Below are 15047 nucleotides of genomic sequence, written 5' to 3' on the forward strand. Positions count from 1 at the left end.
CACGAGCAAAAGAATACCCGCTTGCTTGGGCTTTCGAATTTCTGTTCCTTCAATCCCTTGTCGATCAAGGGCATATTCCGGCAACCTCGAAGTGGATTGATGATGCCTTCCAAGACTGAACAGCTTTCGGTATTTCCCGCCTTCTTTCGCGTGGAAGGCCAGAAGACGGCTGTCTTCGGCAATGGCGACGAAGCTTTCGCCAAGGTGCGGCTGCTGCTCAACACAAAGGCGCGGATTGTCGCCTATGCCGACCGGCCGGAAGCCGATTACCACGCCTTCCTGATCGCCAACCGCATCGAGACCGTGCGCGCTGCCTTCTCAGCCGAACAGGTCGAGGGGTCGGCGCTCGTCTTCGCCGCAACCGGCAATGAAGCTGATGACCGCAACATCATCGATGCTGCGCGTGCCGCCAGAATTCCGGCCAATGCCGTCGATCAGCCCGATTACTGCGATTTCTTCACGCCGGCACTGGTCAACCGCGCGCCCGTCGCCGTGGCCATCGGCACCGAAGGGGCAGGGCCGGTTCTGGCGCAGATGATCCGCGCGCAGATCGACCAGCTTCTTTCGCCCTCGCTCGGCCGCCTTGCCGGGCTGGCGACGAGCTACCGCAAGGCCGTCGAACAACTGATTCCGAGAGGCGTCTCCCGCCGGGTCTTCTGGCGCCGTTTCTTTTCCGGTGCCGTTGCCGATGCGGTCGCCAACGGCAACCTGCCGCAGGCTCGCCACGCCGCCGACCGGCTGCTGCACGCGATGGACAAGGTCGCCGGCCACGTCTGGCTGGTTGGCGCCGGTCCGGGTGCCGAGGATCTGCTGACGCTGCGCGCCCAGCGCGTGATGATGGAAGCCGACGTCATCGTCTATGACGCGCTCGTGCCGCAGGCGATCGTCGATATGGGCCGCCGCGATGCCGAGCGGCTTTCCGTCGGCAAGCGCAAGGGCTGTCACTCGAAGTCCCAGGAAGAAATCAACGACCTGCTGGTCGATCTCGGCCGCCAAGGCAAGCGCGTCGTCCGTCTCAAATCCGGCGATCCGCTGGTCTATGGCCGGGCAGGGGAAGAGATGGCGGCACTGCGCGCTGCCGGCATCACCTATGAGGTCGTACCTGGCATCACCTCGGCTTTCGCAGCCGCTGCCGATTTCGAGCTGCCGCTGACGCTGCGCGGCGTTGCCTCCTCGCTGGTCTTCACGACAGGCCATGATCTCACCGGCGACGTGCTGCCCGATTGGGCAAGCCTTGCCGTTTCCGGCGCGACGATCGCCGTTTATATGGGCCGTACGGTTGCTGCCTCCGTCGCAGAGCGGCTGATGCAGGCGGGCATTCCGTCTGAGACCACCGTCGCCGTCATCGAAAATGCCAGCCGCGCCGATCGTCGCCTGCTGCATGGCACGCTCGCCGATCTGCCCGATCTGCAGCACCGCGACGAGTTGACCGGGCCTGTCATGGTCATCATCGGCGATGCGGTCGCCGGCGCTAATTTCGAACTGTCCGAGCCCCTGGTGCGCGCAAACGCCCGGCTCGAGGAACTTGCAAGGAGCTGAATATGGGTGACAAGGTTCTGACCGCCAACCGGCTGACGGACGGCATTGCCGTCTGGCTGGATGCGAACGGCAAGTGGTCCACCTCGTTGCAGGAGGCGCTCGTTGCCCGTCATGCCGAGGCCGTTGCGGCGCTGGAGGCGATCGGCAAGAAATCCTATGCCGACAACGAGGTGGTTGACGTCGCCGTTGTCGACGTTCAGGAAACCAACGGCATTCTCTGGCCGCTTCGCCTTCGCGAGCGCATCCGCGCGCAGGGCCCGACCATGGAATATGCCCCGGGCTACGCTCCTGCCGATCCCGAATTCATTGCAGTCTGAGGAAGACGATGTACCGTTACGACGAATTTGACCATGCCTTTGTTACCGAGCGCGTCGAGCAGTTTCGCGACCAGGTCCAGCGCCGCCTTTCCGGTGAGTTGGCCGAGGATGCGTTCAAGCCGCTGCGCCTGATGAACGGCGTCTACCTGCAGCTCCACGCCTACATGCTGCGCATCGCCATTCCCTATGGCACGCTGAGCTCGCGCCAGCTGCGCATGCTCGCCCATATCGCCCGCACCTATGACCGCGGCTACGGCCACTTCACCACGCGCCAGAACCTGCAGTTCAACTGGCCGAAACTGTCCGATATTCCGGATGCGCTTGCCGATCTTGCCAGCGTCGAGATGCATGCGCTGCAGACTTCGGGCAATTGCATCAGAAACGTCACGGCCGATCACTTCGCCGGTGCCGCCGCCGATGAGATCGCCGATCCGCGTCCTTACGCTGAAATCCTGCGCCAGTGGTCGTCGGTCCACCCGGAATTCTCCTTCCTGCCGCGCAAATTCAAGATCGCCGTCACCGGCGCCGAGCGCGACCGCGCCGCAATCCAGGTCCATGATATCGGCCTGCACGTGAAGAAGAACGACAAGGGCGAAATCGGTTTTGCTGTCTATGTCGGCGGCGGCCAGGGCCGTACGCCGATGATCGCCAAGCTGATCCGCGACTTCCTGCCTGAGGAAGACCTGCTCTCCTACACCACGGCGATCGTGCGCGTGTACAATCTGCACGGCCGTCGCGACAACAAGTACAAGGCCCGCATCAAGATCCTCGTGCACGAAACCGGCACCGAGGAACTGACGCGCCAGGTGGAGGCTGAATTCGCCGCGCTGAAGGATACCGAGCTCAAGCTGCCGGAAAAGGACGTCCAGTCGATCGCTGCCTATTTCGCGCCGCCTGAGCTGCCCCAGCGCGCCGAAGGCTGGGAAAACCTCGCCCGCTGGAAGAAGGCCGATTCCGGCTTCTCCCGCTGGGTCCAGCAGAACGTGCAGCCGCACAAGAACCCCGATTACGGCATGGTGACGATTTCGCTGAAGCCGATCGGCGGCATTCCGGGCGATGCCTCGGATGCACAGATGGATGCGATCGCCGATCTCGCCGAGGAATATGCTTTCGACGAGATCCGCGTCAGCCATGAGCAGAACTTGATCCTGCCGCATGTGGCACTTGCCGATCTCGAAGCCGTCTATCGCGGCCTCGTCGCCATCAATCTCGCCGAAGCCAATGCCGGCCTGATCACCGATATCATTGCCTGTCCCGGGCTGGACTACTGCGCGCTGGCCAACGCGCGCTCCATTCCGCTGGCGCAGGAAATCTCCCGCCGTTTCGGCAATGCCGAACGTCAGGCAGAGATCGGCGAGCTGAAGATCAAGATCTCCGGCTGCATCAATGCCTGCGGCCATCACCATGTCGGCCATATCGGCCTGCTCGGTGTGGAGAAGAAGGGCGCCGAACTCTACCAGATCACGCTCGGCGGCTCCGGCGACGAACATACCTCGATCGGCGAAATCATCGGCCGCGGCTTCGAGCCGGACCGGGTGACCGACGCGATCGAGACGATCGTCGACACCTATCTCGGCCTGCGTCTCGACCCATCCGAGAACTTCCTCGCCGCCTATCGCCGCGTCGGACCGCAGCCGTTCAAGACCGCGCTCTACGGCGCGACGGCTGAAGCGGCATAAGGAGGGGATGATGACGAAGATCTGGAGAGAAACCGGTTTTGTCGAAAACGATCCCTGGGTGATCGAGACCGACGAGGTGAGGGCGACCGAAGAGCAGAAGCCGCTGCTTGGTCTCGACGAACTGATTGCCAAGGCCGACGAAAGCAACGATGTCGGCCTCGGCGTGCTGATCAAGCCGGCCGATGACGTGCGCCGGCTGGAGCCCTATCTCTATCGCCTCGAAATCGTTGCCGTCGCCTTTCCGGCTTTCAACGACGGCCGCGCCTTCAGCCATGCCTCGCTGCTGCGCCAGCGCCTGGGTTACACCAACGAGCTACGCGCCGTCGGCGACGTGCTGATCGATCAGGTGCCGCTAATGCTGCGCGTCGGCATCGACAGCTTTTCGGTCACCAACGCCACGGCGCTGAAGCGTCTTTCCGAAAACCGTCTTCCCGCCATTCCCCATCATTATCAGCCGGCGGTGCGTGACGCCGAGGCCGGCAAGGGCTATAGTTGGCGCCGTCAGGCGAAGCCGGCCGCATAAGCGGTCGATCCGCCTTTTTACGATGGCGGAACGATAGCATGAAGACATTCGAAGTGGCGGTGATCGGTGGCGGTCTGGCCGGCATGATCGCCGCAATTGCGCTGGCGCGCGGCGGCCGCAGCGTGGCGCTGGTTGCCCCCGTTGCTCCCAAGGAGGACCGGCGCACCACAGCGCTGATGGATCAGTCGATCCGCTTCCTCGACCGCCTGGCGCTCTGGGAAAAGCTTCGTCCCGCAGCCGCCCCTCTCACCAGCATGCGCATCGTCGACGGCACCGACAGGCTGCTGCGCGCGCCTCCCACCACCTTCCGCGCGGCCGATGTCGGCCTGGATGCCTTCGGCTACAATTTCCCCAACAGGGCGCTGATCGATATCCTCGAAGAGGCCGCCGCCGGCGAGGGCAATATCACCCGCTTCACCGGTATGGCCGAATCGATCGACATCTCAGCCGAAGTGGTCTCGATCACGCTTGCCGGCGGCGAGACGCTGTCGGCCGATTTTGCCGTCGGCGCCGATGGCCGCGGCTCGAAGCTGCGCGAGACATCAGGCATTACCGTGCGCAACTGGTCCTATCCGCAATCGGCCATGGTGTTGAATTTCGCCCATTCGCTGCCGCACCAGAACATCTCGACTGAATTCCACACCAAACACGGCCCCTTCACCCAGGTGCCGCTGCCGGGAAGCCGCTCCAGCCTGGTCTGGGTACAGGATCCCGCTGAGGCGGCGAGCCGCATGGAATTGCCGCTTGCCCAGCTCGGCGCCCTCGTCGAGGCGCGCATGCAGTCCATACTCGGCAAGGTCAGCGTCGAGGAGGGCGTCCAAGTCTGGCCGCTGTCCGGCATGATGGCGCATCGTTTCGGCAAGGGACGCATCGCGCTGATTGGCGAGGCCGCCCATGTCTTCCCGCCGATCGGGGCGCAGGGGCTGAACCTCAGCCTGCGCGATATCATGACGCTTGCCGCTATCCTCTGCGACAGGGCGGAATTGCCGGTACCGGCCGATGCCGGCGAAAGCTTCGACCGCAAACGCCGCGCCGATATCATGACGCGCACGGCGAGTGTCGATCTTCTCAACCGCTCGCTGCTTTCGGATTTCCTGCCCATCCAGATGCTGCGGGCTGCCGGCCTGCATATCCTCTCGGCGATACCGCCGCTGCGCAATATCGTCATGCGCGAGGGCATCGAGCCCGGCCGCGGCTTCCGCGATATTCCCGATGCGCTACGGGAAAAGCTGAAGCGGAAGAAGGCCTGAGCGGATCACGATCAGCCAGAGCGAAACAGTCACCACCGAAAACACCGTGGTGATCAGGATCGTTGCCGAGGCGCGCTCCTGCCAGACGCCATATTGCTGGCCGATGACGAAGACATTGGTTGCCGTCGGCAGTGAGGCGAGCAGCACGGCGGCCTGGATCCAGACCGGCTCGAAACCACCAATCGCCGTCAGCGCAACGAAAACCGCGATCGGATGCAGGATCAGCTTCGCCGGGACGATATAGGAGATTTCTGCCGGGATCCGCTTCAGCGGCCGCAGCGCCAGCGTCACGCCCATGGCAAAGAGCGCGCAGGGAGCCGCCGCCTGGGCGAGATAGTCGACGAGGCGCTGAAACGCCAGCGGCTGGTCGAGATGCAAGGCAGCCACGGCAAAGCCAAGCGTCGTCGACAGGATGAAGGGATGCAGCCCGACTTTCCGCACGATGTCGGCGATAAGCCGGCTGGCTGAACGCTTGTCGTCGCCAGCCGCTGCCATCAGTGCAGGCGCCACGACGAAATGCAGCGCGTTCTCGAAGCAGATGATCAGCGCCACCGGCACCGCCGCACCTTCGCCGAGCGCTAAGAGCGCCAGGCCCGGTCCCAAATAGCCGATATTGCCGTAGGCGCCGGCAAAGGACTGGATGGTGCAATCGGCAAGCGAATTGCCGCGCAGCAGGCGGCCGATGGCGAAAAGCAGGATGAAGACTGCATAGGTCGCCGCAATATCGGTGGCGATGAAATCGACGCGCGTCAGTTCTTCGATCGGCGTGCGCGAGACGAGCTTGAAGAACAGAGCGGGCAGGGCGGCATAGATGATGAAGGTGTTCAGCCAGCCGAGCGCTTCGGCCGGCTGCTTGGTCGCCTTGGCGGCGATGTAACCGATGAGGATCAGGCCGAAGAACGGCAATAGCAGGCTGACGATTTCGGCCAAGAGGTCTTCCAGGGCGCGGGGATGATCGGCGGGTCAGGATCTGACTTAAGCAATTCCAGCAAAAGTGTGTAGCGGTTTTTGCGTCCGGAATTGCTCAAAAAACAAACCATAGAGCGTGGACTCATTCACGCGATGAGTACACGCTCCAAGATCCAACCCAACAATCGATCAGTAGTCCCAGAAGGCCGCCACCCAACGAAAGGCGTCGCCGTCGACAGCCACCCGGCCGACGGACGGGAACGGCAGGTGGGTGGCCACCAGTTGCTCGCCGGTCTCCGCCAGCTCCCGCAAAAGACGGATCCGAACGCGCGCCGCCTCCTCGGGGTCGTGCTCGAAGCCGTTGAACCAGTCGGGGTGCTCAAAGCCGACCGCGAATACGGCGTCGCCGGCAAACATCAGCCGGTCGCCGCCGGACGCCACGCGGATCACGCTGTGCCCCGGGGTGTGGCCGCCGGTGCGATGGACGACCACGCCCGGCGCGACCTCGTACTCGTCATCGAACAGCCTGAAATGGCTGCGATACTCTTTGGCGAACCGCTCGGCGGTTGCCCGAAGCGCTTCCGGGAAGCCCGGCGGCATGGAGACACGGGAAAAATCGGGCGCCTCCCAGAACTTGACCTCGGCCGCCGCCACGTGGATGCGTAGGTCCGGACGCAACTGGTCCTTCACCCCATCGACGAGCAGCCCGCCAATATGGTCCATGTGCATGTGGGTCAGCACCACGTCGGTCACCGACGCAAGATCGATGCCGGCGGCTTCCAAACGCTTGATCAGCTGCCCGGCCCGCGGCAGATGCAAGTCCGGGTCGATCCCCAGCCCGGCGTCGAGGAGTATGGTCTGATCGCCGCTGCGCACCACGACCACGTTCAGCGCCCAGTCGAAAGCATCCGCTGGCAGGAACATGTTTTTCAGCCAGCCCGCTCGGACGGCGGGATCGATGTTGTGTCCCAGCATCGCGGTAGGGAGCGGTAGCACTCCATCGCTGACCACCAGCACCTCAATCTCGCCGACCCGCACCGCGTAGCGCGACGGCACCAATTCGTCGAGCCGAGGTCTGCCGGTGTGTGCGGTGTTTTCGAGGCTCATCTTTGTCTCAAGGTTCATGTTCGTCTCCTTCTGACCGCCGCCTTAAACACGGCATCGACGACGCTACAGGGAGGCGTGTTTGCGATCGATTGGTCGAGGGATAAGGACGAGTGGGGCCGAGGGACAGGGCAAGCCATACCACGGCATAGGTGCAGGCCTCGCTTTTTGCTGCCGGCGTGGTGCTGATGGGGCCGGCGTCGATCCGCGGCAAGCCTGCTATCGCCATTGCTCGATGAGAAATCCCGATGGTCCTTGAACGGGATCGGTGTCGGGTAGGGGTACTGACGAGATTTTCGTCAGCGTCTCGCTTGAAGCAGCCGAAGTCTGAATGTCGGCATGCTGTCCCTTAGGATAAGCGCCGATGACCTGGAAGTTCGACGTGCAGCCGAGATTCTGATGCCCTGTCCCGGCAGGAAGTACCAGACAGTCTCCGGCCGCCACCGCTATTGCTTGACCGCCGGGACCACCAATCAGCAGCGTGGCGCTACCAAATGCAATTCCCAGCACTTCATGGGCACCGGAATGGTAGTGCTGATAATCGAAGACACCGTTTGTCCAGATGCCTGTCCAAGCGTTTGCCGCGAAGCGACGTTCGAAATCGGTCGGTCCGCCGTCGGCAAACAGCCCTCTGTAAAGCAATACAGGAAGATGCGGGTTGTTCGGGACCCAGTCGCTCGGCCCGAAAATGATCATCTCGATGTTCATACTGAATTCCCAAGGTCGTCGTCGATTGCCGCGGCGCGACGGCCATCGAGCCGTCGACGTTGTTCGCCCAAGTCTTTCGCTGCGTTTTCCATTGAGCTCATCTGCGCTGATGTTCTCGGGGCTAAACCTTGGCGGTCGCCAGCGGTTCCTTGACGTGCCGTCTTTTCGATAAAGCTACTGGTCTGCGAAAGGGTGAGAATTGGAGGGCTTTGGAAAGGCCGCCGAATAGCCCGCCACCGCAGCGCATCGCGGAGACAACTTCCGACGAAGACGGTGCAGTGCCCGGTGGAGTGTGTCAGAGCGTGTCGATCAGGCCTCCGTCCACGCGCATCGAAGCTCCAGTCGTTGCGGATGCCAAAGGGGAGGCCAGATAGGTCACGAGATTGGCAATTTCCTCGACGCTCGCGGCGCGTTGGATGATCGAACCGGCGCGGTGCTTCTTGACGAAGTCCGCCGCCACCTCCTCGATCGGTTTCCCCGTCTTCGCACGTTCCTCTGCGAGCATCGCCTCGACGCCCTCGGACAGCGTGGGGCCGGGAAGGACTGAGTTCACGGTGACGCCCGTGCCAGCCATGCGCTTGGCAAGGCCGCGGGCAACCGCGATGTCTGCGGTCTTGCTGACACCGTAGTGGATCATCTCGACCGGTATGTTAAAGCCGGATTCCGACGCGATGAAGATGACACGGCCCCAATCGAGCTTCTGCATGCCCGGAAGATATGCGCGCGAAAACCTAACGGCGGACATGACGTTGACCTGCCAGTGTCGGTCCCATACCTCGTCGTCCGCATCGAAGAAGTCTAGCGGCTGGAAGATGCCCGCGTTGTTGATGAGGATGTCGACGTGAGGGACTTGGGCGACAAGAGCGTCACATCCGCCAGCGGTCGCGAGATCGGCTGCCGCCGCGGTCACGCTTCCCTTGGCGCCTTCGCCTTTCAGGCGGCCGGCGGCCTTCGCGGTCTTTTCTTCGGACCGGCCGTTGACCACCACGTCCGCACCCGCCCTCGCGAGCTGGCGGACGATTGCGTATCCAATGCCTTCAGTGGATCCGGTAACCAGAGCGGTCTTGCCAGTGAGGTCGATCTGCATCTTCTGCTCCTGTGAGGTTGGATGACAGAACGTATGAACTGACGACCGGTCTCGCAACAGCCCGCGATGCGGATAATCCTTTCGCGAGAGGATGATGTCGGCGGCGGCGTGCTCCCCGGTATGGGCGGGCTGCAATCCGACGGACCCGATTTGAAATAGTGCGCCGGGCCGGCGCAAACCAATGAGCTGGCACAACAACATCTGCGGGGCTGCGCTCCAACCCGAAGACGTTGGGCGCCCTCTCAGACAACGACTGCGTACGAATCCTAGCGTATCGTCTAGCCAGGGTCGGCGGTCACGATCCCTCGTCCGGTATGTTCAAGGCATCTCCGCACGCCTTGCAATGAAGGCGTCGGCGTATGGCGCGGAAGGCCGCATCGGTGACAGGGATAGGTCACTTTGTGAAGCCGGACGACTGCCTGAGCAAGCCTGACGAATAGGGAGATGCCGACGATCATCGTCACGACGGAAGTGAGCTTGCCCAGCGTTCCCGGAAGCGTGATGTCTCCGCTGAATAGCCGGCCTTGCGTAGCAAGTCCTTGAGCAGCGGACTCGTGCCGATCTTTCGCTCCGGGCCCGAATTCGTAGACAGTTTGCATAAGAGCCGGGGTGCGGCCATCAATGCTGGTCGAAATATCAGATCGCCAGTGATGACGTAGGACGATCCTTGTCCGGCAAATCGTTGTTCTCTTTACACAGGACTTGCGCTGCAGGGGGGCCTCGATCTCAGGCGACGGACCATCCACCGTCCACCAGCAGGTTCGCGCCGGTGATCAGGCTCGCAGCCGGTGATGCAAGGAAGACTACGGCACCCACCACATCATCGGTTTCGCCGATCCGGCCGAGCGGAATGTGACCGAGCGTCGCTTCGCGATTGTCGGCATCGGATAGAAAAGGTGCTGTGCCATCGGTGTGAATGAAGGTCGGCGATACGGTATTTACGGTGACATTATAGCGTGCCCATTCGGCTGCAAGGCAGCGCGTGAGGTGATTGATGGCCGCCTTGCTCATGCAATAGATTGCCTCGCCGCGCAGTGCCACGGTACCGGCCTGTGAGCTGATATTGATGATCCTGCCGCCGTTGCGCTTGATCATGTGCCGGCCCACAGCCTGCGTCATCAGAAAGGTACCCTTGATGTTGACATCGAGTATCTCGTCAAGATCCTTCTCCTCGACCAGTTCCGCGAGATTGCCCGGAGCCACGCCGACATTGTTGACGAGGATGTCGATCCGGCCGAACGTCGCAAGCGCCGCGTCGACGGCTTGTGCGATATGAGCCTTGTTGGGAATATCCAGTTCAACGGGGAGAACTTTTCGCCCCGCTCCCTCGAGTTCGGCAACCAGACCCGCCGACGCTGCGACATCGCGGACCCCCAAAACGATATCGGAACCTGCTGCGGCACAGGCAAGTGCGCAAGCTCGACCGATCCCACGGCTCGCTCCCGTCACTAAGGTCACCTTGCCCTCAAGGCTGAAGTCCGGCGCATTCTTCTGCATCACGATGCCTCCCTCGATGAAGCTCATTTATGGCAGCGTCGGCGTGCGGATGCCAGATATTCTCAGCATGCTGAGGAGTGTCCCTTTGACCAATGGGCTATCCCGCAACGTGGGACGCTTTTCCCGATAGGCCGCGCAGAAGGCGGCATTGCCCGCCGGTACCGGCGACGGACGGCGCAGGAGGAAGCGGAGGAGCCAACGCACCTGCACCATGGCCAGGAAAATCGGCAGCCGGTGGCCTAGCTAGCCGATCTGCATCAGGATCGGAAAGGTCTGCTGGAACCAGATCGCCACATTGCTGACCCATCCAAAGAGGAAGGCGAGGCCGGTCAGCACGAGGAACAGACCCATCACCTTTTCCACCGTGCCGAGATGGCGGCGGAAGCGCGACAGGAAGCGCATGAAGGCGCCGGAAAAGCCGGCGGCGATCCAGAACGGGATGGCAAGGCCGAGCGAATAGATGGCGAGCAGCCCGGCGCCAGAGCCGACCGTTTCCCGCGAGGCGGCAACGCCGAGAATGGCGCCGAGCACCGGGCCGATGCAGGGCGTCCAGCCGAAGGCGAAGGCAAGGCCCATGATATAGGCGCCTGTCAGCGTCGCCGGCTTGCCGCTGCTCTGGAAGCGCGCCTCACGCGCCAGCACCCCGATTCGAAAGAGGCCAAGGAAGTTCAACCCCATGACGATGATGATCAGCCCGCCTATCTTCGACAAGAGGTCGAGATGCTGGCGAAGCGCCATGCCGATGCTGGAAGCACCGGCGCCGAGCGCCACGAAGACGGTGGCAAAGCCGAGCGTGAAGAGCAGTGCCGAGAAAAACACGCCGCGCCTGACGTCGGGCGCCACCGCCACCGCACCACCGCCGCGGAACTGCTCGACGGAGATGCCGGCCATATAGCAGAGATAGGGCGGAACGAGGGGGAGCACGCAGGGCGACAGGAAGGAAAGCGCCCCGGCAATGAGCGCGCTCCACAGGGAAATATCGGCAATCGACACGCATTCTCTCCGGCTGCAATCTGCGAGATGTTCCTAGCTTTGCACGCAAGCGATTGCCAATCACCTTTTTGCGCGCGCAAGAAATCTGTCTCTGCACGTAAGATATTTGTCTTGGCGTGCGCAAGAAATGTGCCGAACGTTTGCAAAAGGCAAAATTTTCGGTTGACCGGCATGGGTCGCCTGCCTATGTTCCGCCCACTTCCAGCCGGGGTGGTCACACCCGCGGAGAGGGAGAGCGTAGCTCAGCTGGTAGAGCAACTGACTTTTAATCAGTAGGTCTCGGGTTCGAACCCCGACGCTCTCACCAAAAATTGCAAGCAATATCAATATGATAAGCGCCAACCTTTCGGGAATTGACCGCGCTTCGCCACGCTTTCCGGCACGTGACTGGCTTTTGTGCCGCATGTTACCAGGGAGACCGCAGAGTTGGCGACTCGCTGGGGCGATAAATTGTTTTGCTAGCATCTGCAGTAGCCAGCCATGATTCAATGACGAAGCGGAAGACCCTTCCGAAAATTGGATGGGGTGGGTGGATCCCGATTAGTTGTGGGGTTGCGTCGCAATGCCATGGACAACCGAGCGCGGTGATGTTCGGATTCGACTAGCTTAACCGCAGGGCGAATCGACGATGAAAAGTACAAAATTTGTCTCAAAGAAGAATGATGCTGAACTGGTGTCATTCTTTTCTGGCGTGGCTCGCCTCATTGGCACCGACACGATAAGTGTCCACACCGCCGGCCAAGAAAGAGCGTTTACTCTCTCTTTGGACGACGAGACGTCCGAGCATAATTGGATCCGCAATTCAAGACTGCAGAGCATCACTGTAATATCAACTACTATTTCGCGGGTTCACGTCTTTATCGACAGACGCCCCGAGCAAAACTCCGAGGCAAAATTCGATCCGTCCTTGTTCGACGCTTTAATTTTCAGCATCAATCCGAATCATGGCGGAAGCCCATCACCGCCACTCAGCCTCGACGCTTCGAACGCTGTTAACCAACTGATAGAAGAAGTATTCGGGCAGGATGTAAATGCCGCCTCTGCGGCTTTCAAGGATCCTAAGTCGTTCCAAACAGTTCTGCGCTCCCATCAGAACATCATCGAGCGCTTGCAGAAAATGACTCTCGACGTTGGAGAGGAGGCCTCTCGTGCAAGGCGAGAGCTCGATGCGGAGTACCTCGAGTTAAGGAAGCAGCTTGAAGAGCAAACAGCCGCAGAGCGATTAGAGGCTCAGAAGGCGAACGATGCGGAACGCACGCTTCTCGCCCAGAAGGCCGACGAGGTCGCCGAACGTGTTCGCGCCTTGGATGACCGCAACAATACACACGTCCGTCGTGAACTTCATGAAAAGCTAAAGGCAAGGCTGGCCGATCGGTTCAAAAAACTAGACCTTACCCCTGAGACTAAAAGAGCACGCTGGCCAATCCACGTCGGGGTAGCCGCATCCGCAGCCATCCTCGGCTTCCTCATCTACTTTTTCACCTCGGAAGCTCTGGCCGTGACCGGTTTGGCAGATTCAACGGCAGCAGAACGCATTCTGGCTATTGCCAAGTCCGCTACTGCTTCGATCGGATTTCTGGGCGTTATAAGCTGGTATTTGCGTTGGATGAATCGATGGTTCGAGCGCTTGGCCGATAGCGAATTTCACCTGAAGCAATTCGAACTCGATATCACGCGCGCCCAGTGGGTGGTAGAGACGGCGTTCGAATGGAAAATGTCGCAGCAGTCGCCCATTCCGGATCAACTATTGGAGAACATATCACGCAATCTGTTCGTGACCGCAGATAAGGATGATACGGCGGATATGCATCCAGCCGACTACCTAGCCTCCGCACTGATCGGGAAGGCTTCAAATGTGAAGCTGGCAGTGCCTGGAGCGGAGATCGAACTAGGCCCAAAAGCGTTAAAGGGAGCTGGCGGTTAGCTGAGTATCGCGCCCCTCAACCTCAGTAGTAAGGATTTTCACTGGCGCTGCTGCGAATGGGAGTGTTGCCAAAGGTATAGAGATGATTTTGGTTCACTTGGCAGCGCTTATGGTCGCCCGTGCCTTGGATGAAGATGATCAGCCGATCTTTATTGAGGCAGGCTGGACAGATGAAATGTTCGGGTTGGCCCCCGGCAGCGTCCGCGCGAAGCTTGAAGACGATATCGCCCTGTGATGTTGTGAACAGCTCGTAGCGCGCCTTGTCCTTTTCGAATTGGTCTTCAATGCGCAATTCAACGCTGAGGTCTTTCAGTGCCTTGCTGAGGTTCACCTTCATAAGGTTGGCGGCGGTCAGCTCCGCTGCCAAAATATTGACAAGCTTGATCGCCTCCTCCGCGTCGGCCGCTTTGTCAGAAGCAAACAACTTCTTGATTGCTTCCGCAGTAGATGCGGCCTTGCCTGTTACAGACACCGCGGTAGATGCAAGACCGAGCGCCGTCTCGATAATCGATGCGTCCATGCGACCGTTCCTCCAATAGCATTGTGTTGTAGATACTTCGAAGGTCATCCGATTTGATTACAGCATCAACGAATATGGCTATCAAAAATTATCCGTCCACCGGCCAATGCGTGTTCTGCCTGCAACGGTTCTCACCGGAAGGCCTGACAGATGAACACGTTATCCCTAGGACCGATCGACATTCAGGATTCCCAAATCGGTTGATCACTGATTCATAGGGTACCGTGTGAAGCACGGAGGCCTTTGATGGGAGTGAAGCGATAGGAGTTGAACGAGGCGCAATGGTCGAGAATTGCGCCTTTGTTGCCAGGCTAGGCCAGCGATCCGGGTCGGACGGGGTAGATAACCGGTTGTTTGTGAACGGATGTTTGTGGGTGCTGCGCTCGGGTGCACACTGGCGGGATCTGCCGGAGCGCTACGGCAAGTGGAAGACGGTCCATCGCCGGTTCAGTCGCTGGTGCCATGCCGGCGTATGGGAGCGGGTCTTTGATGCCCTCACTGCTGACCGGGACAATCAGTACTTAATGATCGACAGCACCATCGTGCTTGCTCATCAACAGGCGGCGAGCGGAAAAGGGGCAAGGATCAGGCGCTGGGGCGTTCCAGAGGTGGACTGACGACCAAGATCCATATGCTGGCCGATGCACTCGGGCGTCCCTTGCGCTTTATCGTGACGGCCGACCAGGTCGGCGACGTCACGCAAGCTCCCGCTCTTCTTCATGACCAGACAGGTCAGGCCGTTCTGGGCGATAAAGCCTATGACAGCAATGCCTTGCGCGCAACGATCGCGAAGATGGAGGCCGAGGCGGTCATACCCTCAAATCGTTCCCGAGAGTCATCATCCCGCATAATCCGATTAACAAGCATCGCAATCGCATCGAAAGGTGCTTCAATCGCCTGAAACACTTCCGACGCTTTGCCACGCGCTACGAGCGTCGAACTATCCACTTCACAGGTTCATCCATCTCGCCGCAATCATGATCTGGATACCATGAAT

13 protein-coding genes, 1 tRNA gene and 2 pseudogenes are annotated in these 15047 nt (G+C 60.6%); 8 read left to right on the forward strand and 8 right to left on the reverse strand.

The annotated features are described in order from the left end of the window. The first annotated feature begins 102 nt into the window (after window positions 1-102). Genes cysG through GFM02_RS15025 form a run of 5 tightly spaced genes read left to right on the forward strand, consistent with a single transcriptional unit; the run spans window position 103 to window position 5308 of the window. Window positions 103-1539, forward strand: coding sequence for a siroheme synthase CysG (gene cysG / locus GFM02_RS15005; RefSeq protein WP_168322027.1), 1437 nt, complete (start codon window positions 103-105; stop codon window positions 1537-1539). Window positions 1540-1541: 2 nt separating this feature from the next. Next, complete coding sequence (locus GFM02_RS15010; protein WP_011651871.1) at window positions 1542-1856, forward strand: DUF2849 domain-containing protein; 315 nt, start codon at window positions 1542-1544, stop codon at window positions 1854-1856. A gap of 8 nt (window positions 1857-1864) precedes the next feature. Beyond that, window positions 1865-3535: a nitrite/sulfite reductase gene (locus tag GFM02_RS15015; protein ID WP_168322028.1), complete on the forward strand. Its 1671-nt coding sequence runs from the start codon at window positions 1865-1867 to the stop codon at window positions 3533-3535. Window positions 3536-3545: 10 nt separating this feature from the next. Then, complete coding sequence (locus tag GFM02_RS15020) at window positions 3546-4058, forward strand: DUF934 domain-containing protein (RefSeq protein ID WP_168322029.1); 513 nt, start codon at window positions 3546-3548, stop codon at window positions 4056-4058. A 38-nt stretch (window positions 4059-4096) separates the two neighbouring features. Then, the gene (locus GFM02_RS15025; protein WP_168322030.1) at window positions 4097-5308 is read left to right on the forward strand and encodes a UbiH/UbiF family hydroxylase; all 1212 of its coding nucleotides are present in this window, start codon (window positions 4097-4099) and stop codon (window positions 5306-5308) included. On the opposite strand, the gene GFM02_RS15030 is transcribed toward GFM02_RS15025, so the two are convergent. The 7 genes and pseudogenes from GFM02_RS15030 to GFM02_RS15060 all read right to left on the reverse strand — a co-directional run bounded on the left by GFM02_RS15030 (window position 5276) and on the right by GFM02_RS15060 (window position 11606). Further along, window positions 5276-6238 (reverse strand): AEC family transporter, encoded by a 963-nt coding sequence (locus GFM02_RS15030; RefSeq protein WP_168322031.1) that lies wholly within the window; start codon window positions 6236-6238, stop codon window positions 5276-5278. The two genes, GFM02_RS15025 and GFM02_RS15030, sit on opposite strands and share 33 nt — an antisense overlap. A gap of 168 nt (window positions 6239-6406) precedes the next feature. Then, window positions 6407-7342: an MBL fold metallo-hydrolase gene (locus tag GFM02_RS15035; protein ID WP_168322032.1), complete on the reverse strand. Its 936-nt coding sequence runs from the start codon at window positions 7340-7342 to the stop codon at window positions 6407-6409. A 198-nt stretch (window positions 7343-7540) separates the two neighbouring features. Continuing rightward, a complete protein-coding gene (locus GFM02_RS15040) occupies window positions 7541-8029 on the reverse strand; it encodes a cupin (protein ID WP_168322033.1) in 489 nt (162 codons plus the stop codon). A 295-nt stretch (window positions 8030-8324) separates the two neighbouring features. Next, complete coding sequence (locus GFM02_RS15045; protein WP_168322034.1) at window positions 8325-9116, reverse strand: SDR family NAD(P)-dependent oxidoreductase; 792 nt, start codon at window positions 9114-9116, stop codon at window positions 8325-8327. A 295-nt stretch (window positions 9117-9411) separates the two neighbouring features. Next, window positions 9412-9625: pseudogene (locus GFM02_RS15050) on the reverse strand (ion transporter); the annotation flags it as partial. Between the two features lie 217 nt (window positions 9626-9842). Further along, a complete protein-coding gene (locus GFM02_RS15055) occupies window positions 9843-10613 on the reverse strand; it encodes an SDR family NAD(P)-dependent oxidoreductase (RefSeq protein WP_168322035.1) in 771 nt (256 codons plus the stop codon). A 243-nt stretch (window positions 10614-10856) separates the two neighbouring features. Beyond that, the gene (locus GFM02_RS15060) at window positions 10857-11606 is read right to left on the reverse strand and encodes a cytochrome c biogenesis CcdA family protein (protein WP_020049820.1); all 750 of its coding nucleotides are present in this window, start codon (window positions 11604-11606) and stop codon (window positions 10857-10859) included. Between the two features lie 231 nt (window positions 11607-11837). Between GFM02_RS15060 and GFM02_RS15065 the strand changes: the two genes are divergently transcribed. Next, window positions 11838-11913 (forward strand) — tRNA-Lys (locus GFM02_RS15065). Between the two features lie 321 nt (window positions 11914-12234). Then, window positions 12235-13530, forward strand: coding sequence for a hypothetical protein (locus GFM02_RS15070; RefSeq protein WP_168322036.1), 1296 nt, complete (start codon window positions 12235-12237; stop codon window positions 13528-13530). Between the two features lie 22 nt (window positions 13531-13552). Here the strand turns inward: GFM02_RS15070 and GFM02_RS15075 are convergent, their stop codons facing one another. Then, window positions 13553-14050 (reverse strand): hypothetical protein, encoded by a 498-nt coding sequence (locus GFM02_RS15075; RefSeq protein WP_168322037.1) that lies wholly within the window; start codon window positions 14048-14050, stop codon window positions 13553-13555. A gap of 267 nt (window positions 14051-14317) precedes the next feature. Here GFM02_RS15075 and GFM02_RS15080 point away from each other — a divergent pair. After that, window positions 14318-15045, forward strand: a pseudogene (locus GFM02_RS15080) (IS5 family transposase). The last annotated feature ends 2 nt before the right edge of the window (window positions 15046-15047 follow it).

It is taken from the genome of Rhizobium leguminosarum bv. viciae (genome assembly GCF_012276115.1).
Lineage (GTDB): Bacteria > Pseudomonadota > Alphaproteobacteria > Rhizobiales > Rhizobiaceae > Rhizobium > Rhizobium leguminosarum_T.

Excerpts from the sequence above, each read along its gene's own strand:
- cysG (WP_168322027.1), top strand. The coding sequence starts at position 103 with ATGCCTTCCAAGACTGAACAGCTTTCGGTATTTCCCGCCTTCTTTCGC.
- GFM02_RS15010 (WP_011651871.1), top strand. The coding sequence starts at position 1,542 with ATGGGTGACAAGGTTCTGACCGCCAACCGGCTGACGGACGGCATTGCC.
- GFM02_RS15015 (WP_168322028.1), top strand. The coding sequence starts at position 1,865 with ATGTACCGTTACGACGAATTTGACCATGCCTTTGTTACCGAGCGCGTC.
- GFM02_RS15020 (WP_168322029.1), top strand. The coding sequence starts at position 3,546 with ATGACGAAGATCTGGAGAGAAACCGGTTTTGTCGAAAACGATCCCTGG.
- GFM02_RS15025 (WP_168322030.1), top strand. The coding sequence starts at position 4,097 with ATGAAGACATTCGAAGTGGCGGTGATCGGTGGCGGTCTGGCCGGCATG.
- GFM02_RS15035 (WP_168322032.1), bottom strand. The coding sequence starts at position 7,342 with ATGAACCTTGAGACAAAGATGAGCCTCGAAAACACCGCACACACCGGC.
- GFM02_RS15040 (WP_168322033.1), bottom strand. The coding sequence starts at position 8,029 with ATGAACATCGAGATGATCATTTTCGGGCCGAGCGACTGGGTCCCGAAC.
- GFM02_RS15045 (WP_168322034.1), bottom strand. The coding sequence starts at position 9,116 with ATGCAGATCGACCTCACTGGCAAGACCGCTCTGGTTACCGGATCCACT.
- GFM02_RS15055 (WP_168322035.1), bottom strand. The coding sequence starts at position 10,613 with ATGCAGAAGAATGCGCCGGACTTCAGCCTTGAGGGCAAGGTGACCTTA.
- GFM02_RS15070 (WP_168322036.1), top strand. The coding sequence starts at position 12,235 with ATGAAAAGTACAAAATTTGTCTCAAAGAAGAATGATGCTGAACTGGTG.
- GFM02_RS15075 (WP_168322037.1), bottom strand. The coding sequence starts at position 14,050 with ATGGACGCATCGATTATCGAGACGGCGCTCGGTCTTGCATCTACCGCG.